Annotated in this window: 21 protein-coding genes; 7 read left to right on the top strand and 14 right to left on the bottom strand. The window is 68.0% G+C overall.

Annotated features, from left to right (window positions below; genetic code table 11):
- The first annotated feature begins 201 nt into the window (after positions 1-201).
- The 6 genes from ABIC44_RS19635 (at position 202) to ABIC44_RS10150 (ending at position 5,821) form a co-directional block, all read left to right on the top strand.
- Entirely contained in the window at positions 202-2,697 is a 2,496-nt protein-coding gene (locus ABIC44_RS19635; protein WP_502959837.1) for a helicase-related protein, read from the top strand.
- A gap of 34 nt (positions 2,698-2,731) precedes the next feature.
- Positions 2,732-3,052, top strand: coding sequence for a S4 domain-containing protein (locus ABIC44_RS10170; protein WP_354295229.1), 321 nt, complete (start codon positions 2,732-2,734; stop codon positions 3,050-3,052).
- A gap of 29 nt (positions 3,053-3,081) precedes the next feature.
- Complete coding sequence (gene fdxA / locus ABIC44_RS10165) at positions 3,082-3,423, top strand: ferredoxin FdxA (RefSeq protein WP_125959090.1); 342 nt, start codon at positions 3,082-3,084, stop codon at positions 3,421-3,423.
- A 254-nt stretch (positions 3,424-3,677) separates the two neighbouring features.
- On the top strand, positions 3,678-4,211 hold the full coding sequence (locus ABIC44_RS10160) for a CarD family transcriptional regulator (protein ID WP_042486954.1): 534 nt from the start codon (positions 3,678-3,680) through the stop codon (positions 4,209-4,211).
- Between the two features lie 112 nt (positions 4,212-4,323).
- Positions 4,324-5,070 carry a head GIN domain-containing protein gene (locus ABIC44_RS10155; protein ID WP_354295226.1) on the top strand — a complete coding sequence of 249 codons (747 nt, stop codon included), beginning with the start codon at positions 4,324-4,326 and terminating at the stop codon, positions 5,068-5,070.
- Between the two features lie 52 nt (positions 5,071-5,122).
- The gene (locus tag ABIC44_RS10150; RefSeq protein ID WP_354295224.1) at positions 5,123-5,821 is read left to right on the top strand and encodes a GIN domain-containing protein; all 699 of its coding nucleotides are present in this window, start codon (positions 5,123-5,125) and stop codon (positions 5,819-5,821) included.
- Positions 5,822-5,823: 2 nt separating this feature from the next.
- On the opposite strand, the gene ABIC44_RS10145 is transcribed toward ABIC44_RS10150, so the two are convergent.
- The 3 genes from ABIC44_RS10145 to ABIC44_RS10135 all read right to left on the bottom strand — a co-directional run bounded on the left by ABIC44_RS10145 (position 5,824) and on the right by ABIC44_RS10135 (position 9,768).
- A complete protein-coding gene (locus ABIC44_RS10145) occupies positions 5,824-6,759 on the bottom strand; it encodes an alpha/beta fold hydrolase (RefSeq protein ID WP_354295223.1) in 936 nt (311 codons plus the stop codon).
- A gap of 73 nt (positions 6,760-6,832) precedes the next feature.
- Positions 6,833-8,197 (bottom strand): family 43 glycosylhydrolase, encoded by a 1,365-nt coding sequence (locus ABIC44_RS10140; RefSeq protein WP_354295222.1) that lies wholly within the window; start codon positions 8,195-8,197, stop codon positions 6,833-6,835.
- A complete protein-coding gene (locus ABIC44_RS10135) occupies positions 8,197-9,768 on the bottom strand; it encodes an alpha-N-arabinofuranosidase (protein WP_354295221.1) in 1,572 nt (523 codons plus the stop codon). The genes ABIC44_RS10140 and ABIC44_RS10135 overlap by 1 nt, the downstream gene beginning before the upstream one ends.
- Before the next feature lie 185 nt (positions 9,769-9,953).
- On the opposite strand from ABIC44_RS10135, the gene ABIC44_RS10130 reads away from it, so the two are divergent.
- Positions 9,954-11,393, top strand: coding sequence for a glycoside hydrolase (locus tag ABIC44_RS10130; protein WP_354295220.1), 1,440 nt, complete (start codon positions 9,954-9,956; stop codon positions 11,391-11,393).
- Positions 11,394-11,572: 179 nt separating this feature from the next.
- On the opposite strand, the gene ABIC44_RS10125 is transcribed toward ABIC44_RS10130, so the two are convergent.
- The 11 genes from ABIC44_RS10125 to ABIC44_RS10075 all read right to left on the bottom strand — a co-directional run bounded on the left by ABIC44_RS10125 (position 11,573) and on the right by ABIC44_RS10075 (position 18,426).
- Positions 11,573-12,061, bottom strand: coding sequence for an MmcB family DNA repair protein (locus ABIC44_RS10125; protein ID WP_309691323.1), 489 nt, complete (start codon positions 12,059-12,061; stop codon positions 11,573-11,575).
- A gap of 58 nt (positions 12,062-12,119) precedes the next feature.
- Positions 12,120-12,746, bottom strand: a complete 627-nt coding sequence (locus ABIC44_RS10120) for a cell wall hydrolase (RefSeq protein WP_354295219.1) — start codon at positions 12,744-12,746, stop codon at positions 12,120-12,122.
- A gap of 191 nt (positions 12,747-12,937) precedes the next feature.
- Positions 12,938-13,279: a DUF1491 family protein gene (locus tag ABIC44_RS10115; RefSeq protein WP_354295217.1), complete on the bottom strand. Its 342-nt coding sequence runs from the start codon at positions 13,277-13,279 to the stop codon at positions 12,938-12,940.
- A 4-nt stretch (positions 13,280-13,283) separates the two neighbouring features.
- The gene (locus ABIC44_RS10110; RefSeq protein WP_307101784.1) at positions 13,284-13,742 is read right to left on the bottom strand and encodes a PaaI family thioesterase; all 459 of its coding nucleotides are present in this window, start codon (positions 13,740-13,742) and stop codon (positions 13,284-13,286) included.
- Complete coding sequence (locus ABIC44_RS10105; RefSeq protein WP_307101786.1) at positions 13,726-14,196, bottom strand: PTS sugar transporter subunit IIA; 471 nt, start codon at positions 14,194-14,196, stop codon at positions 13,726-13,728. Before ABIC44_RS10105 ends, ABIC44_RS10110 begins: the two co-directional genes overlap by 17 nt.
- 73 nt (positions 14,197-14,269) lie before the next feature.
- Positions 14,270-14,851 (bottom strand): ribosome hibernation-promoting factor, HPF/YfiA family, encoded by a 582-nt coding sequence (hpf, locus tag ABIC44_RS10100; RefSeq protein ID WP_307101788.1) that lies wholly within the window; start codon positions 14,849-14,851, stop codon positions 14,270-14,272.
- Between the two features lie 55 nt (positions 14,852-14,906).
- The gene (dnaQ, locus tag ABIC44_RS10095) at positions 14,907-15,602 is read right to left on the bottom strand and encodes a DNA polymerase III subunit epsilon (protein WP_354295216.1); all 696 of its coding nucleotides are present in this window, start codon (positions 15,600-15,602) and stop codon (positions 14,907-14,909) included.
- 7 nt (positions 15,603-15,609) lie between these two features.
- Complete coding sequence (gene coaE, locus ABIC44_RS10090) at positions 15,610-16,203, bottom strand: dephospho-CoA kinase (protein ID WP_354295215.1); 594 nt, start codon at positions 16,201-16,203, stop codon at positions 15,610-15,612.
- Positions 16,200-17,012: a shikimate dehydrogenase gene (aroE, locus tag ABIC44_RS10085; RefSeq protein ID WP_354295289.1), complete on the bottom strand. Its 813-nt coding sequence runs from the start codon at positions 17,010-17,012 to the stop codon at positions 16,200-16,202. The genes coaE and aroE overlap by 4 nt, the downstream gene beginning before the upstream one ends.
- A gap of 11 nt (positions 17,013-17,023) precedes the next feature.
- Positions 17,024-17,611 carry a Maf family protein gene (locus ABIC44_RS10080; RefSeq protein WP_354295214.1) on the bottom strand — a complete coding sequence of 196 codons (588 nt, stop codon included), beginning with the start codon at positions 17,609-17,611 and terminating at the stop codon, positions 17,024-17,026.
- Positions 17,608-18,426, bottom strand: a complete 819-nt coding sequence (locus ABIC44_RS10075) for a pyruvate, water dikinase regulatory protein (RefSeq protein WP_307101798.1) — start codon at positions 18,424-18,426, stop codon at positions 17,608-17,610. The genes ABIC44_RS10080 and ABIC44_RS10075 overlap by 4 nt, the downstream gene beginning before the upstream one ends.
- Positions 18,427-18,742: the final 316 nt, after the last annotated feature.

Below are 18,742 nucleotides of genomic sequence, written 5' to 3'. Positions count from 1 at the left end.
TCTGTCGTCGATCAGCGTCGCCGATCCCCCCGGCGCACGAGGATCGCCGTGCGAACCCGGGGCCGCAAAGTCAAACGCCCGCGCCGCCCCCCGCCCCGATGCTGCGACCGGGCGTGGCCGGTTCGGGCCGAAACCGGCCCGACATCCGCCATCTTGCTTCATGCCGTTGCAACCGGCCGCGCGAAGCCCGATGTAGGGATCATGACCAGCCGCGTATCGGGCACCGTGACGGCCGTTCTCGGGCCGACCAACACCGGCAAGACGCACCTCGCGATCGAGCGGATGTGCGCGCATAGCAGCGGCATCATCGGCTTTCCCCTCCGCCTGCTCGCGCGCGAGGTCTATGACCGCGTCGTCGCGCTGAAGGGACCGGAAAAGGTCGCGCTGGTGACGGGCGAGGAAAAGATCGTTCCCCCCGACGCACGCTGGTTTCTGTGCACCGCCGAATCCATGCCCGACCGCGACGTCGCCTTCGTCGCGCTGGACGAGGCGCAGCTGGGCGCCGATCCCGAACGCGGTCATGTCTTTACCGATCGGTTGCTGCACGCGCGCGGCCGGGACGAGACGATGATCCTGGGCTCCGAGGCCCTGAAATCCATGATCCGCGCGCTGGTGCCCGAGGCGGAGATCGTCGCACGGCCGCGCTTCTCGACCCTGTCCTATGCGGGCGCCAAGAAGATCAGCCGCCTGCCCAAGCGCTCGGCCATCGTCGCCTTCTCCGCCGAGGAGGTCTATGCCGTCGCCGAAATGCTGCGCCGCCTGCGCGGGGGCGCGGCAGTGGTGATGGGGGCGCTGTCCCCGCGCACCCGCAACGCGCAGGTCCAGATGTTCCAGGCGGGCGAGGTCGATTATCTCGTCGCCACCGATGCGATCGGCATGGGGCTGAACATGGACGTCGCGCATGTCGCCTTTGCCGGGCTGCACAAGTTCGACGGCCGCCGCCGCCGTCGCCTGACGGTCGCCGAAATGGCCCAGATCGCCGGGCGCGCCGGGCGGCATCACCGCGACGGCACCTTCGGCGCGCTGGCCGAGGAAGGCCCCGACGCCTTTCTTCCCGAAGAGATGCTGGCGATCGAGGAGCATCGCTTCCCCCGGCTCGACCATCTCTATTGGCGCGACGGCGATCCCGACCTGTCGAGCATCGACGCGCTGATCAAGAGCCTGGAGCGCAAGCCCGAACCCGGCGTGCTGCGCGCCGCGCCGCTCGCCACCGATCTGCAGGTGCTCAAGCGGCTGGCCGACGAGCCCTGGGTCCGCGACCGGGTGCGGCGGCCCGCCATGGTCGCGCGGCTGTGGGCGGCGTGCGGCATTCCCGATTTCCGCAAGGTCGGCATCGATCCGCATGCCCGCTTCGTCTCGCGCGTGTTCGGCCATCTGTCCGAGGGGCTGGGCCATGTCCCGCACCAATGGTTCGCCGACGAGATCGCCCGGCTGGACAGCATGGCGGGCGATGTCGAGACGCTGGCGGGGCGACTGTCCGCGATCCGCAGCTGGGCCTATATCGCGCAGCGCGCCGACTGGCTGGCCGACCCGAAACATTGGGCCGAGCGGACCCGCGAGATCGAGGAGCGGCTGTCCGACGGGCTCCATGCCAGCCTGACCCAGCGTTTCGTCGACAAGCGCACCACCGCGCTGATCCGCCGCATCGGCGCGGATGCGGGCGCGCTGCCCGTCACGATCGGGCCGGAGGGCGAGGTGCTGGTCGAGGATCACCCCATCGGGCGGCTGGAGGGGTTCCGCTTCACCGTCGAGGCGGGGGCGCGCGCCAATGACAAGAGGCTGTTGCTGACGGCGGCCGAAAAGCGGCTCGGCACCGAGCGGTCGCGGCGGGCCGAGGCGCTGATCGCCGCCGGGCAGGAGGCGCTCACTTTGGTCGAGGACCGGCTGGTCTGGGAGGGGCATGGCGTGGCCCGGCTGGTGGCGGGGCCGTCGCTGGGGCGGCCGGTCGTGCGGCTGGAGCGCGATCTCGATTGCCTGAGCCAGCCGCTTCGCGAGCGGGTGAAGGCGCGCCTCGATGGCTGGGTGGCGCGGGCGCTCGACCGGAACGTGCCCGCGCTCGTCCGGCTCGCCGCCCTGGCGCGCGAGGCCAAGGTCTCGCCCGCATTGCGCGCCGTCGCCGCCGCGCTGGAGGATGCGGGCGGGATCGTGCCGCGCCAGCCGCTGCGGCTGATGATCGATGCGCTGTCGCCCGAGGAGCGGCGGCGGCTGCGCGGGCTGGGGATCACCATCGGGACGCTCGACATCTTCGATGCGCGGCTGCTCAAGCCCGCCGCGGCGGCGTGGCGGCGCACGCTGATGACGCTTTGGGGACAAAGCCCCGAACTGGCGCGGATCGGCGCGACCACCCTGCGCCGTGACGAGCCGGGGCGCAGCGTCGCCTCGGGCTTCCGCCCGCTGGGCGACCAGGCGGTGCGGATCGATCTGGTCGAACGCATCGCGCGGGCCACCCATGACGCGCGCGACGGGCGCGGGCCGTTCGCGCCCGACCCGGCGCTCGCCACCTCGATCGGGCTGGAGCCCGCGACGCTCGACCGGCTGATGGGCGATCTGGGTTTCCGCAAGGTCCGCCCCGCCGCCGAGGGCGATGCCCCCCGCTGGATCTGGCGGGGCCGTCCCCCTGCTCGCCCCGCCCCGCGCGCCGCGGCACGCCCCGGCAACGCCTTCGCCGCGCTCGCCGACTGGGGGCGCACGCCGTGACCTTTATTTCCCATCGAAAGGACCGCCTGACCCCATGACCACCCGCGCCCCTGCCCCCGAGTCGATGCGGCTCGACCGTTTCCTCTGGTGGGCGCGGATCGCCAAGTCGCGGGATACGGCGCAGGCGATGGCGTGCGACGGGCATTTCCGGATGGACGGGCGCGCCATCGACCGCGCCCATGCGCCGGTGCGGATCGGCAGCATCCTGACCTTCGCGCATCATGGCCAGGTGCGCGTGCTGCGGGTCGAATCGCTCCCCGTCCGGCGCGGACCGCCCGCCGAGGGGCGCGCCTGTTACTGCGATCTGGTCACTTCCCCGGTTTCAAGCGTTGACGGATCGTCGCATGCGGCATAGCAGCACGCGTTCGTACCTTGGGAGTTGTCATGACCTACGTCGTCACCGATGCCTGCATTCGCTGCAAGTATATGGACTGTGTCGAGGTGTGTCCCGTCGACTGCTTCTATGAGGGCGAGAATATGCTCGTCATCAACCCGTCCGAGTGCATCGACTGCGGCGTGTGCGAGCCGGAATGCCCGGCCGAGGCGATCCTGCCCGACACCGAGAGCGGTCTGGAACAGTGGCTGGAGCTGAACAACACCTTCTCCGCCCAGTGGCCCAACGTCACGCGCAAGCTGGACCAGACCCCGCCCGACGCCGATGCGATGAAGGGCGTCGAGAACAAATATGAGCAGTTCTTCAGCCCCGAACCCGGCAAGGGTGACTAAGCGGGGCGACTGAGCGGGGGTAACGACCGGAGTCGACCGATCCGCACCGGCACCGTCGTGCGACGGGTAGCCATGCGGATATGCTGGTAATTTTGTTGCGACCATGCTATATGGTTCCGCGACGGGCCTAGCTTTTTCTCGCGACGGCCCGCCTTGATGTGTTCGACCCTTCCTTCCCGAGGCCGGCTTGATCAGTGGACCCATTTCCGCTCGTTCGGCGCTCGCGCGAAGGCCTTGATCCGGAAAGGCCCCCAATGGCTGCCAAGGCGCTCCACTTCGACGTCGGTGACTATGTCGTGTATCCCAAACATGGCGTGGGCCGCGTCATCGAGCTGCAAAAGCAGGAAATCGCAGGGATGCAGCTCGAACTCTATGTGCTGCGGTTCGAAAAGGAGCGCATGACGCTCCGCGTTCCCACCAACAAGGCCGAGTCGGTCGGCATGCGCAAGCTGTCCTCGGACAAGACCATGCGCGAGGCGATGGAAACGCTGAAGGGCAAGCCCAAGGTGAAGCGCACCATGTGGTCGCGCCGCGCGCAGGAATATGAAGCCAAGATCAACTCGGGCGACCTGGTGTCGATCGCCGAGGTGGTCCGCGACCTGTTCCGTGCCGACGACCAACCCGAGCAGAGCTATTCCGAGCGGCAGATCTTCGAGGCCGCTACCAGCCGCCTCGCGCGCGAACTCGCCGCGATGGAAGAGGTGGACGAGCCCCGCGCCCAGGAAAAGATCCTGGAAATCCTGCGCGCCGCCGCCGCCATCTACAACAAGGAAAAGCCTGCGGCCTGAGGCCGTTCGCCAGTTCCGAACCGAAAAGGGCGGTCCCGATGGGGCCGCCCTTTTCATTTGCGCCCATGCCCCGACCGCGTGTATTGTCTGCACAATACACAGGAGGTCGCCCATGACGAAGTCCCTCGCTCTTCCCTCGCTCCTGGCCATCGTCGCGCTGGCCATCCCCACCGCCGCCTGTTCCTTCGAAAGCGAGGCGCGGGGGCAGGACATCCCCGCTCAGGGATCGGGCGGTGCGCGCAGCTATGCCGCGACCGCCTTCACCAGCGTCGAGTCGAGCGGCAGCGATCCGGTCGATATCCGGGTCGGCCGCGACTTCTCGGTCCGGGCCGAGGGGCCCAGCGCCGAACTCGACCAGCTGCGCGTCGCGCGCGACGGCGACAAATTGCTGATCGGGCTGAAAAAGGGCGTGCATTGGGGCAAGCGCTCCGGCGTCCGGGTGCTGGTCACCCTGCCCCGCCTGACCGGCGCCGGAGTCGGCGGATCGGGCCGGATGACGATCGACCGGGTCGAGGGGGCGCGCTTCAAGGGCGGTGTCGCGGGCTCGGGCGAGCTCGCCATCGCCGCGATGCGGGTGGGCGATGCGGATCTGGGGATCGCCGGATCGGGTTCGATCAGCGCCGCCGGCACCGCCGATGCGCTGAAGATCGGCGTCGCCGGATCGGGCAGCCTCAACGCCGCCGGTCTGCATGCCCAAAAGGCTAAGGTCGGGATCAGCGGATCGGGCGATGTGACCGTTCGGGTCGATGGTCCCGCCCAGGTGGGTCTGACCGGGTCGGGCAGTGCCGATCTGGGCCCGAATTCGGTCTGCACGGTCGGCAAGGCGGGTTCGGGATCGGTACGCTGCGGACGGCAATAAGGACCGGCTGGCGGCGCTTGCCGAGCGGCGCGATCGGGACGAGGATAGGGCGATGCGTCACCTTTTGCCGTCCGCTCTGATCCTGGCCGCCCTGATTCCCGTCACCGGCGCCGGGGCGGCGGATCGGCGGGTCGACCTGAGCAGCTTCGACTCGCTGCGGGTCGAGGGGGCGTTCGTCGTCGCGCTGACCACCGCGCCCTCGCCACGCGCCATGCTGTCGGGGGATGCGGAGACGCTGCGCCGGGTCGATGCGCATGTCGCCGGGCATAGCCTGGTCGTCCGGATGATGCCGGGCGATCCCGCCATGCGACGCCCGGCGAGCCAGCCGGTCACGCTGACCCTCGCCGCGCCGCCGCTGTCGGCGATCACCGTCATCGGCGGATCGCGGATCACCGCGCAGGCGCTGCGCGGTCCCGGCCTGAGCCTGTCGATCGCGGGGCCCTCCGATGTCCGGATCGACCGGGTGGAGGGCGAGCAGCTGGCCGTGTCGCTGATGGGATCGGGCAGGCTGGCGATCGGCGGGGGGCGGGTCGGCAAGGCGCGGCTGGCGGGCAACGGCACCGTGACCATCGCCGCCGAGGGGCTGGAGGTCGGCGACCTGGCCGTCACGCTGGAGGGACCGGGCGAGGTGACGGCGCGGGCTCGCTATAGCGCGACCATCGCCAATAACGGAGTGGGCCGGGTGACGGTCGACGGCACGCCCAAATGCCGCATCCTCGGCGGTGGCACGACCCGCTGCGGCGCGCGATAGGATCAGCCGGGCGCCCCCACCCGCCGCGCCAGAAAGGCGTCGATCGCCGCCAGGGCGTTGGCGCGGACCGGATCGGCCTCGCGCAAGATCTCATGCGCGCATCCCTGGCCGAAACAGACCAAAGTGGCGTTCGGCATCCGCGCCGCCACGCGCCCGGCGGCGCGCGCATCGACCAGCCGGTCGGCCTGCGCCACCAGCATCAGCACCGGCGTCTCGATCCGCGCCAACCCCGGATCGTCGCGAAGCGCCGCCGTCGCGCGGAAAGCCTCCGCCACCCAATGCCAACTGGGCGAGCCGAGACAGAGTTCGGGCCGCATCCGCCGAAACGCCTGCTGGTCGGCGAAGCGCGCAAGGTCATGGGTCAGCCGCTTTTGCCGGGCGGTGGCGGCGGCGGGCGTCTCCAGCCGACGCCAGGCGGGACGGAAGCGATCGCCCCGCCCCGCCTGCCAGCGTGCGAACCGCGCCCCCGCCCATTGCCCGATCGGCGAGCGCATCGCGATCATCGGCGCGACCAGCACCACCGCATCGGGCGCGATCCGCCCGGCCGCCAGCGCGGCGAGCGTGACGAACCCACCCATGGAATGGCCCAGCACGACATGCGGCCCCTCGCCCTGCGCCACCCAATCGGCATGGAAGGCGGCCAGATCGTCGATCAGCCGGTCGAACCCCTCGACATGCCCGGTATCCCCTTCGGCCAGCCGCCCCGATCCGCCCTGCCCGCGCCAGTCGAATGCGGTCACATCCCACCCCAGGGTGCGGAAATGGTCGATCGCATCGCCATATTTCTCGATCATGTCGGCGCGCCCGGTCTGGAACAGCAACCGCCCGCGCCGCACGCTGCCCTCTGCGTGCGGACGATCATAGCGGCGATGGAGCCAGCCGTCCGGGGCTTCCCAGGTGGACAGCCATTCGGCGGACCAGTGCGGTGATGGCGCCACGGACTTTCCCTTCACGGCGAAGGACGGAGTCCGGTCGCTACCGCCCTTCTCGCCGTTTTTTATGACAGGCGGATCAGAAGAGCGACCATTCCAGGATGGCGGGCTCCCTGGCCTGCACCGTCATGCGCAGGAAGCGTGCCGTGACCGGATGGCGCAGCACGATCGGCGACCCGCTCACCCCCTTCGCCGCCGCGACCTCGCGCCACTGGCGGCCGTCGGGCGATGCCTCGATCCGGATATCCTGCGACTGGATCACGAAGGCCGGGCGGATCCGGCTTTCGCGGATCGCGCGCATCCGGCCCAGATCGGCGGTCAGCACCGGCGGCTGCCCCGCTTCGGGCCGCCAGGCGGTCGCATAATTGTCGTCCGCCGCCAGCGCCGCCGCCCCCTGCCCCGTCCAACGCAGCCCGCGCGTCCGCTGCGCGGCGAAGGCGGGGATGGCCGGGTCATGGCTGGGCGCGACCTGCGCCAGCGTCCCGTCGGCACGCACGGTCAGCGGATCGACCGCCACCTGCCGCAACACCCGCTCGCTGCCCATCACGAAGGGCAGCGCCTGTCGGTGATAGAGGATATAGGATCGCCCCTTGTCCGCGAAGATTGCGTGATGGCCGGGGCTGATGATCTGCCTGGCCGCATCGGTCTGCAGGATCGGGCTGTCGGCGGCCTCGGTGAACGGCCCCATCGGCGAGCGGCCGACCGCATAGCGGACCTTGTACGTGTCCTTGGTCGTGTTGCCGTCGCTATAGGTCAGCAGATAGCGGCCCTTCTCCTTCACCATGAAGGGGCCCTCGAAATAGTTCGCCGGGGTCACGTCGCGGGGTTCGCCGTCGAAATGCACCATGTCGGGCTTCAGCTTCACGACGAAGCAATGCCCGTTGACCCAGTTCAGCCCCGATCCCCAATAGAGATAGGCCTGGCCGTCATCGTCGACGAACGCCTCGGCGTCGATCATGTGATATTGGGGCGCGAAATCCCGCGCGATCAGCGGCTTGCCGCCATTGGCATCGGCCCAGGGCCCTGCCGGCGACGGTGCGGAGCCGACCCACACCTCGCTGCCGACCGAGACATACATGTACCAGCGGCCGTTCGCCGCCTTGACCACCGACGGCGCCCAGACCTTGGCATCGCCCGAGGTCGGGCTGGTCGCCGCCTGCTTGGTCGGCCAGTTCGGCTGAGAGAAGGTCCAGTCGCGGCCATTGTCCGAGGTCCAGAGCCCCAGCCGGTCGTCGCCCCAGGGATCGACCGTCGCGAAGATATACCAACGCCCCCCATCGCGCACGATGGAGGGGTCGGCGAAATAGCCGGGCAGCAGCGGATTGCCCGCTCCCGGACTGTTCCACGAAAGGTCGCGCCGGGGCGCGGCGGACCCCGCCGTCCCGACGATCGCCATAGGGGCGAACAGGATGGCGGCGAGCAGCGCCCCGGCGCGGACCTTCATCAGCGCAGGTCCAGCATCACGACCGACTTGGCCGGGATCTGCACGCTCAGCATGCCCCCCGACAGCGTCGCGCCGCTGAACGGCTGCGGCGCGACCTGGCTGGGCGCGTCGAACGTGTTGTGCGCGTCCATCGTCGCACCCGTCAGGATGCGGCCCGACACCTGCGCGGCGTTCAGGCCGTCCAGCTTGACGGTGACGGTCGCGGGCTGGTTGGGATCGACATTGGTCAGGCCGACATGGACCACGCCCGCCTTGTCGCGCACCGCCGAGGCGCTGACCGCCTTCATCACCCACTGGTTCTTGCTGTACCAGCGCGACTGGACATCGACCGGCAGGACGGTGGCGTCCTGATAGTCCTTGTACATGTCGAACACCCAATAGGTCGGCGTCTTCACCATCCGCGCGCCATCGGTCAGCAGCATCGCCTGGAGCACATTGACCATCTGCGCGATATTGGCGCCGCGCACGCGGTCGGCATGCTTGGCGAAGATGTCGAGGTTCAGGCTCGTCACCATCGCGTCGCGCAGGCTGTTCTGCTGGAACAGGAAGCCCGGATTGGTGCCGGGCTCGACATCATACCAGGTGCCCCATTCGTCGACGAGCAGCGCGACCCGCTTCCGGGGGTCGTATTTGTCCATGATCGCCGCATGGCGGGTGATCAGCTCGTCCATCTTCAGCGTCTTGGACAGGGTGCGCGCCCAGGCCTCCTCGTCGAAGCCGGTCGCCGCACCCTTCTTTTCCCACGAGCCGGGGATGGTGTAATAATGGACGCCGATGCCGTCGAAGTGGTTGCCCGCCTCGCGCATCATCACCTCGGTCCAGTTATAGTCGTCGCTGTTGGCGCCGCTGGCGATCTTCATCAGCTTCTCGCCCGCGGGCACCTTCAGGAAGGTGGAATAGCGACGCGTGACGTCGGCGGCATATTCGGGGCGCATATTGCCGCCACAGCCCCACAGCTCGTTGCCGATGCCGAACATTGCCAGCTTCCACGGCTTGTCGCGGCCGTTCCGGCGGCGCTCCTCGGCATAGGTCGATTTGGACGGGAAGGTCATATATTCGACCCACTCGGCCATTTCGGACGGCGCGGATGAGCCGACATTGCCCGAGACATAGGCCTCGGCGCCGACCAGCTCGGTATAGTTCATGAATTCATTGGTGCCGAAGCTGTTGTCCTCGGTCACGCCGCCCCAGTTGGTGTTGACCTTGGTCAGGCGCTTGGCCTGCGGACCGACGCCTTCGCGCCAGTGATATTCGTCGGCGAAGCAGCCGCCCGGCCAGCGGATCACCGGCACGCGAATCGCCTTCAGCGCGTCGATCACGTCGCGGCGATAGCCGTTGATGTTGGGGATCTTGCTGCCCTTGCCCACCCAGATGCCTGGATAGATGCCGGTGCCCAGATGCTCGGCGAACTGGCCGAAGATGTGGCGGTCATAGACCGCGCCGGGACGGTCGCCATGCACAGCCACCTGATCGCCGCCGCTCGTCGGTGCCGTCTGCGCGGTTGCCGACGCTCCGTTCAGCGACAGGGTGGCGAGCGCCGCCGCGAACAGAAACTTGGTTGCCCTTTTCATGGATTCTCCTCTGCCTGATGCGGGCATGATGGATTATTGTCCGAGTAAAAAACAGCCCCCTTTCCACCATGGATTGACGCGATCATCCCCTCCTCCGCTAAGATGCCTGCGTAATCGGGTCAGGCGGGGAGCAGGCGATGGGGTTTTGGGCGGATCGGGCAAGGCGCGGCGGTCGGGTCGCGGCCATGCTGGGGATGATTTTGTCGGCGTCGTCGGTGGGGGCGCAGGCGCCCGCGCCGGATCGCCCGGTGCCCGTCACGCTGCGCCCCGCCATCGATCGCCCCTCGACCGTGTTCGAGGGCTGGGGCACCGCGCTCGCCTGGTTCGCGCATGTCACCGGCGGCTGGCCTGAGGCGGAGCGGACGCGGCTGGCCGATCTCTTCTATGGACCGGGCGGCCTGGGCTGGACGATCGCGCGCTATAATATCGGCGGGGGCAATGCCGCCGATACCAAGCCCTATATGAAGGTCGGTCGCGCGGTTCCGGGCTTCTGGCGGCAGCCCGCCGGTGTGACGGGCAAGGACTGGTGGCGACCCGAGGACCCCGCCATGTGGGACTGGAACCAGGACGCCAACCAGCGCTGGTGGCTGGACGCGATCCGGGTGCGGGTGAAGCAGCCGATCTTCGAGGCCTTTTCCAACTCGCCGCCCTGGTTCATGACGGTCAGCGGGCGCGTGTCGGGCTCGGAAAAGGGCATTGACGACAATCTGCGCCCCGGCATGGAGGGCGCCTTCGCCACCTATCTGGTCCGCGCGACCCGCGAATTGCAGCAGCGCCACCATATCGCCTTTCGCACCCTGTCGCCGGTCAACGAGCCCAACACCGATTACTGGTTCGCCGCCAACACGCAGGAGGGCGCGCACTGGTCGCCCCGGCGACAGGCGATGATGATCGACGCGACCGCCGCCGCGCTGAAGGCGCAGGGCCTGGCGACCGTGGTCGGCGCGCCCGACGAGACCGCCTCGCATCTGTTCGTCGAGGACTGGGCCGCTTATCCGCCCGCGACCCGCGCGGCGATCGGCCAGCTCAACGTCCACAGCTATGGCAGCGTCCACCAAACGGCGGTGCGCGACATCGCGCGATCGTCGGGCATCCGGCTGTGGATGAGCGAGAACGACACCCCGCTGTCGCGCGATCCCGAGGACTTTACCGGCATGGCGACGCCCCTCGCCTTCGCCGAGCATGTCGTGGGCGACATCAAGCGGCTGGAACCCGCCGCCTGGGTCTTCTGGCAGGCGGTCGAGGATCTGAGCACCCGCGACGGGCAGAAGGGATCGAACTGGGGCATCGTCAAGGCCGATCTGCAAGGCGCGGCGGATCGCCCGCATGCGATTCACGTCACCGGCAAATATTGGGCGATGGCGCAGTTCAGCCGCTTCATCCGGCCGGGGGATCGACTGGTGCCGGTGGACGACATGGACACGGTCGCGGCGCTGTCCCCCGACGGACGGCGGCTGGTGCTGGTCCATGTCAATCCGGGGCTATCCCCTCGCCCACTGACCGTCGCGGTGCCGGGGCGGTGGCAGCGGCGCGCGTTCCTGACCGATGCGGGGCATCATGCCGAGGCGGTCGATTCGACGGTGGCACCGCCGCGCTCGATCGTGACGCTGGTTTTGACTCGGTAGTTCGGGGCGTTGGGGGCGTGGCCTTCGACTTTGCTCAGGTAGAACGGGGGCTCAGGCTGAACGGGGTTTGGGGGGCATCTCCATTCCCTCACGCCGTTCAGCCTGAGCGAAGTCGAAGGCCAAGGGAATCACACATCCCCGCCAGGTTGCGGGTTCGAGTCCTGCCGGGGCCACCAGCCTCACATCCCCGCATCGGGATCGGTCAGCCCGATCATCCGCCGCCCCGCCCGCCTGGCGAAGTTCAGCGTCACCTTCTTGCGGATATGCGCGGGCAGCGGCACGCTGTGCGCCTCCCGGACGATCGCGGCGTCATAGCGGTCGGCGACGATGATCCCGGTCCGCTCGGGCAGGAAGGCGGCGCCCTCCAGCGGCGACCAGTCGAAACCGGCGGGCACCGCCCAGTAGAAGCGGTCGCAATGCGCCAGATAGTCGGGCCATTTGCCGTCGCCCAGCATGTCGGCGCGCGACACCTTGATCTCAACGATCACCGCCTGCCCGCGCGCGTCGAGCGCCATCAGGTCGGCACGGCGGCCGCCCTCCAGCGGAACCTCAGGGATCGTGATCAGGTCGTGGCGGAGCAGCATCCGCGTCACGCCGCGCGCGACATCGGCGGCGCAGAGCGGCGAGGCGGGATCGTCGACACACGAAGCGGGCGGCATGTCCAACATGCCACCCGCTTAGAACATTTGACGAACAAACGCAAAGCCCCGCCAGAGCGGGACCGGATCAGCGATAGAAGATGTGATTGCCGATCGCGGCGACCTTCTGCACCCGCACGCCCGGACGGTTGCCGGGGGTGTTGAAGTACAGCGCCTTGCCCGCGGTGCTGTCCCACGCCTGGGACAGCGCGACCTGCGCGACCGCGATGGCGGTGCGATAGGCGGCGCGCGACGGGCTGACCGAAGGGATTTCGCCACCGCGCACGAAGCTGAACTGCCCGCGCTGCTTGATGACGTCGCACACGCTGGTCGGGAAACGGCCCGACTTGGTGCGGTTCAGGATGACCTGGGCGACGGCGAGCTGACCGGCGAGCGGTTCGCCGCGACCCTCGAAGTAAATCGCACCGGCAAGGCAGCGGAGCTCTTCGCTCGACGCCATCTCGTCCTGGGCGGCCACGGCCTCGGCCAGCGTTTCATATTCGCCGGCGTCATCCGCTTCGGAAAGCTGGGAAAGATCGGGAAGCGCGGACATGGTGGCCCGGGCGCTCTGGGGAACCATCGCCAGATCGGCGGCGTTGATCCCGGAAACAGCCATCGCTGTGGCTGGTACGGCACCACCGGCAGCATTGGCGGCGACATTGGTCGCCAGGCTGGGGGTGCTGGTGGCGAGAAGTCCCGCCAGGGAAAGAGCCATGGCCGCAGTAGCCGCGACTCGCTTGAAAACCGTCATTCACTCGAACAGACATGCGGTTGGATCACGGACCCGAGCAGCCAAAGGGCACTCGTCCGGGCTTCCCCCCGACTGCGTAACCGACCGGATCGCACCCAGCGCGGCACAACGCGACTTTAAGATGGGGGGGCTCGTGGCCGATCCGGCCGCGTTCGTCAATGTTGCAGGATCGTTTCAGCGGTGAAGCGTTCCGCCGCAGCGCCGTCCAGTTCGATCACCCACAGGTCGGGATCGCGCGACCGGCGGCGGCGCCAATAGCTTAAAATATCGTTTGCAGGCGTCGAATCGATCAGCGCGGTTCGGCCGTCGGAGCCGAGCCCCCGCTCCAGCACGCGCTCGCGGCGCTCGGCGGTGGCGGGGTCGGTATCGACGACGATCACCAATATGCCCCCCGCCTGCGGATCGCCCTTGGCCAGCACCATGCCCATGCCGCCGCTATCGTTCATCCGGCGGAGCAGCGCGGTGACCAGCATCCCGCTCGGCAGGCGACCGTCCATCGCCTCAACCCGCCCGATAGCCGGGCAGCCCCGCCAGCGCGATCTGCGAGCGCATGAAGGTGCCGGTGCCGCGCGCGACCTCTTCGCCATCGGCATCGATCAACCGCGCATCCGCGACGAACACCCGGCGCCGTCCGCTGACCCAGCGCCCCTCGGCGACGACCGCCCCCGCCCGCATCGGCCGGGTGAGCAGCAGGTTGAACTGCGTCGTCAGCAGGAAGCGATCGGTGACCAGGCTGTTGCAGGCATAAAAGGCCGCATCGTCCAGCATCTTGAAATAGCTGGTGCCATGCGCCGCCCCCGCCGCGTGATAATGGCGTTCGTCGACCCGGAAGCGGATGCGCGCGACGCCGGGTTCGGGAATCTCCAGCGTGGAGTCGAACAGCCGGTTGATCGGTGCCTCGGCATAGAGCGCCTCCAGCGCCCGGAAATGCGCGGCCTCGCCTTCAGGCCGCGGCGTCACGCGCCTCGTCCTGGGTCAGCAGCGCCCAGATCGCGTCGGGCGACCCGGCCCCGCGCAGCTTGGCGACGAAGCCCTTGTCGCGCAGCCGCCGCGAGACCCGCGCCAGCGCCTTGAGATGCGCGGAGCCCGCATCGGCGGGGGAAAACATCGCAAAGACCAGGTCGACCGGCATGTCGTCGACCGCCTGGAAATCGACCGGCTGTGCCAGCCGCGCGAACACGCCGACGATCTGGTCCAGCCCGGCGACCTTGCCATGCGGAATGGCGATGCCGCCGCCGAAACCGGTGGAGCCCAGCTTCTCGCGCTCGACCAGCACGTCGGTCAGTATCTTGGCGCTCTGTCCGGCAGGACCGGACGCCGCCGTCGCCAGAACCGGAAACAGGCTTTTCTTGTTTGCGGCCGTAACACCGGCCAGCACGGTTTCGTGGCGCAACAGATCGCTAAAGTCGTTCATCGTTTTTTCCGGTGCGCCCCCGCGCGGCCCGGCTATTAGCGGGCCACGCGGAAGAACGATAGGGGCTTAAAGGTCAGCCGCCCCGCTGCGGTTCGACCCAGCCAATGGTTCCGTCGCCACGGCGATACACCATGTTATACGATCCGGTGCCCGAATTCTTGAACAACAGCGCGGCTGTATTGCGCAGGTCGAGCATCATCACCGCATCGGACACGCTGGCATCGGGAATGTCGACGCGGGTTTCGGCGATGATCAGGGGCGCATCGCCCGCCTCATCTTCATCGACCTGTTCGGCGAACAGGGTATAGCCCGCATCATAGGCCCCCGCCTCGGCCAGTTCGATCGCCTGGCCCGCATTGCGATCCTTCAGGCGGCGCGAGTAACGGCGCAGCTGCTTTTCGATCTTGGTGGCGGCACCGTCGAAGGACAGATGCGCGTCCTGTGCATCGTGGCGGCCCTTCAGGACGAGGCCGCGGGTCACATGCATGACGATATCGCATTTGAAGCCGATATCGTGCGGCCCCTTGCCGAACGTCACCTCCGACGACATGGCGCGGGCGAAATATTTCTCGGCGATACCCTGAAGCCGGTCCGTCACATGGGTCCGCAGCGCGTCGCCCGTTTCGACCTGATGACCAGAAATCCGGATATCCATCGTCTTCTCCTTGTCTTACACGACTGGGACGGTCCTTTTGGCCTGTCCCGTGGCGTCAACCGGACGCCTCGGCCCCCCAAATCGGATCGGTGATACCCTTTAGAAACGCGGCATGGGCGGCAAGTTCCCCCTCGCTGGGGCGGAAGATGCGCGGCGGCCGGACTTTGGCGGGCGCGCGGGCGACGACCACCGGCCCCGCCTCCACCATGGTCTCGGCCAGCAGGCCCAGCCCGATCTGGCGCCCGCCCATAAGCTCGACATAGACTTGCGCCAGCAGCTGCGCGTCGAGCAGCGCGCCGTGCAGCACGCGGTGCGACCGGTCGACGCCGTACCGCGAACACAGCGCGTCGAGCGTATGCTTGGCCCCCGGATGCTTGCTGCGCGCGATGGCCAGCGTATCGACCATCCGCGTCTTCTCGCAGACAGGCGGAAAGCCCAGCGCGCCCAGCTCGCCATTGATGAAGCCGAAGTCGAAGGTCGCATTGTGCGCGATCAGCGGCGCGTCGCCGATGAAGTCGAGAAACTCGGCCACGCCCTGGGCGAAGACCGGCTTGTCCTTCAGAAAGGCGTCGGACAGGCCGTGGATCGCCTGCGCCTCGGGGGGCATGGCGCGTTCGGGGTTGAAATAGGCGTGATAGGTCCGCCCCGTCTCGACCCGGTTGACCAGTTCGACACAGCCGATTTCGACCAGCCGGTCGCCTTCCGAAAATTTGAACCCTGTCGTTTCGGTGTCGAAAACGATCTCTCTCATGCCCCGACTATCGGCCTTCGGAGTCCCGCATGCAAGTGATCAGCCGCTGCACCGCGCGCTTTGTGTCGGTGATGGGAATGTCGGTCGCAATGACGTGATCGGCGCGCGTGCGCTTGTCGGCATCGGGCAGCTGACGTGCGAGAATCGCGTCGAATTTCTCGCGCGTCATGCCGGGCCTTGCCAACACCCTGGCCTCCTGCACGGCGGTTTCTGCCGATACAACCAACACCTTATCCACAGCCTTATCCCCGCCCGTTTCGAACAGCAAAGGCACGTCGACGACGACCAGCGGCGCGTCGGCATGGCGGTGGAGAAAAGCGGCGCGCTCGGCCTGGACCGCCGGATGGACGATTCGCTCGAGCCGCCGCATCGCCGAATCATCGCCCAGCACCGCGCGCCCCAGCGCCGTGCGATTCACGCCGTTCGCATCGGTGGTGCCGGGAAAGGCCGATTCGATCGCCGCGACCAGCCGCCCGCCCGGCCCCTGGAGCCTGTGGACACAGGCATCGGCGTCGAACACCGGCACGCCCTCGTCGCGGAACATCTGCGCGACGGTGGACTTGCCCATGCCGATCGAGCCGGTCAGCCCGAGGACGATCATCCGAGCAGAAGGCCGCGCAGTTCCTCGTCGCGGTCGCGAGGCGGCTCGGCACCGAAGAACAGCTCGAACGCCACCGCCGCCTGGCCGATCAGCATCTCCAGACCGTCGATCGTGTCGAGATCGCGCGCCCGCGCCGCCGCCAGCAGATCGGTTTCCAGCGGGGCATAGACGATGTCATAGACCACCGCCTCCTCGGGCAGCGCCGACAGGTCGAGCGCGAGCGGCGGCTGGCCGGTCATCCCCAGGCTGGTCGCGTTGACGACCAGGGCCGAGGGCGGCACCGCCGCCCCGATCGGCAGCGCCTGGCCCTTGAGGCCGAAGGAGGACAGCAGCGCCGCACCCTTGAGCACGTTGCGGTTGAACAGCGTCACCGGGCCGACGCCCATGCGCGACAGCGCGAACAGGATGGCGCGCGCCGCCCCCCCTGCCCCGATCACCGTCACCGGCTGTCCCGCGAGGTCCAGCCCGCTCAGCGGCGCATAGAATCCCGCCGCATCGGTGTTGGTGCCGACCAGCGCGCCGTCCTCGGCCCGGATCACCGTGTTGATCGCGCCGATCGTGGTGCGGACGTCGCCGCGATCCTCGACATGCGCCAGCGCCTCGACCTTGTGCGGCACGGTGACGTTGCAGCCGCGCCAATCGGGATCGGCCTTGCGCTCGGCGAAATAGGCCGCCAGCCCCTCGGGCGCGACGTGGACCGCGCGATACTCCACGTCGAGGCCCAGCGCCTCGGCCCAGAAATTGTGGATGATCGGCGATTTGGAATGGCTGATCGGGTCGCCGATCACCTCTGCATAAGGCTTGGTCATCATGAATCCTGTCAGGCGGCCATCCAGCCGCGCTCGCGCAGATAGCCTAGGACGGGCAGCAGCGGCATGCCGAGAATGGTGAAATGGCTCCCCTCGATCCGCGAGAAGAGCTGGACGCCCGGCCCCTCGATCCGGAAACAGCCGACACAGCCCGCGATTTCGGGCCATTCCTGATCCAGATAGCGGTCGATAAAGGCGCCCGAAAGGGGGCGGACATGGAGTTTCGCGCGTTCGACATGCCGCCAGACGGGGCGGCCATGTTCGGCGATGACGGCGGCGCTCCACAATTCATGGCTGCCGCCGCTCATCCGCGCGAGATGCTCGGCCGCTTCCTCGCGGCTCTCGGGCTTGTCGAGCAGCGTGCCGTCGGACAGCGCGACGATCGAATCCGATCCCAGCACCGGGACCGGCCCGGCATTCGCCGAGACCTTCACCGCCTTCATCTCGGCCAGCGCGTCGGACAGGTCGCGGGGGGAGGCGCCCGCCATCGCCGCCTTGACGCCTGCCTCATCCACGCGCGCGGGCAGCGCTTCATAGGCGACACCGGCCGCGTCGAGCATCGCCCGGCGCGAGGCGCTTTGCGAGGCCAGGATGATCATGCTTCGGCCTTTCTTTGATTCACGAGCGAGATGATCGCCGCCGCCGTCTCCTCGATCGAGCGGCGGGTGACGTCGATCACCGGCCAGTCATTGTCGGCGAACATCCGCCGGGCAAAGGTCAGTTCGCGATTGACCGCCTCCTGCTCGACATAATCGGTGTCGGGCGCCTGGTTCAGCGAGAGCAGCCGGTTGCGCCGGATCGCGATCAGCCGGTCGGCGCTGGTGGTCAGCCCGACGACCAGCGGCTTTTTCAGCGTGAACAGAAAGGGGGGCGGGGGGCTTTCGACCACGATCGGGATGTTGGCGGTCTTGAACCCGCGATTGGCGAGATAGATGGAGGTCGGCGTCTTGGACGACCGGCTGACGCCCGCCAGCACGATATCGGCCTCCTCCCATTCCTCCCACGCGATGCCGTCGTCATGCGCGATGGTGAACTGGATCGCATCGACCCGCGCGAAATAGGCGGCGTCGAGGACATGCTGGCGACCGGGCCGCATCTTGGCCTGCACGCCCAGCAGTCCCGATAGCGCGGCATTGACCGGGTCGAGCGGCGCGACCGTGGGCAGGCCCAGCGCATGGCAGCGGCTCTCCAGCACGCGCCGGGTCGTCGGGTTGACCAGCGTATAGATCACCAGCCCCGGATTCTGCGCGATCTCCTGCAGGATGCGTTCCAGATGGCTCTCGGTGCGGACCATCGGCCAGAAGTGCCGGACGGTTTCCACATCGTCATATTGGGCCAGCGCCGCCTTGGCGATGTTCTCCAGCGTCTCGCCCGTGGAATCGGACAAAAGGTGGAGGTGGAGCCGCGTCGTCATGACCGGCCTAATGACTCTGTGGATAACATGGGAAGAATCGGTAGCGTAACTTCGCCGACCGGCCAAGCGGCGGACCGGTGGTGGATAACGACCGATTCGTCCACAATGAATCTCACAGGCCCGATTCTTTTCCACAGCCTGTGAGTTACGGGGGTCATGAATCCGAATCCCGTTGAATCGGCGATTCCCCATGAGTCAACGTGTTGGCATATCGGGGAGAGCCGCATAATCCCGACAACCAACGTGCCAACCACTTCAACAATCCATTCTTAGAATCTTCTTATTTAGAAGAAGGGGGGTCTCCTGACCGACGTTG

Source organism: Sphingomonas sp. 1185, assembly GCF_040544655.1.
Lineage (GTDB): Bacteria > Pseudomonadota > Alphaproteobacteria > Sphingomonadales > Sphingomonadaceae > Sphingomonas.
The sequence above is the reverse complement of the archived record's forward strand: the minus strand, read 5'-3'. Positions and strand labels throughout refer to the sequence as shown.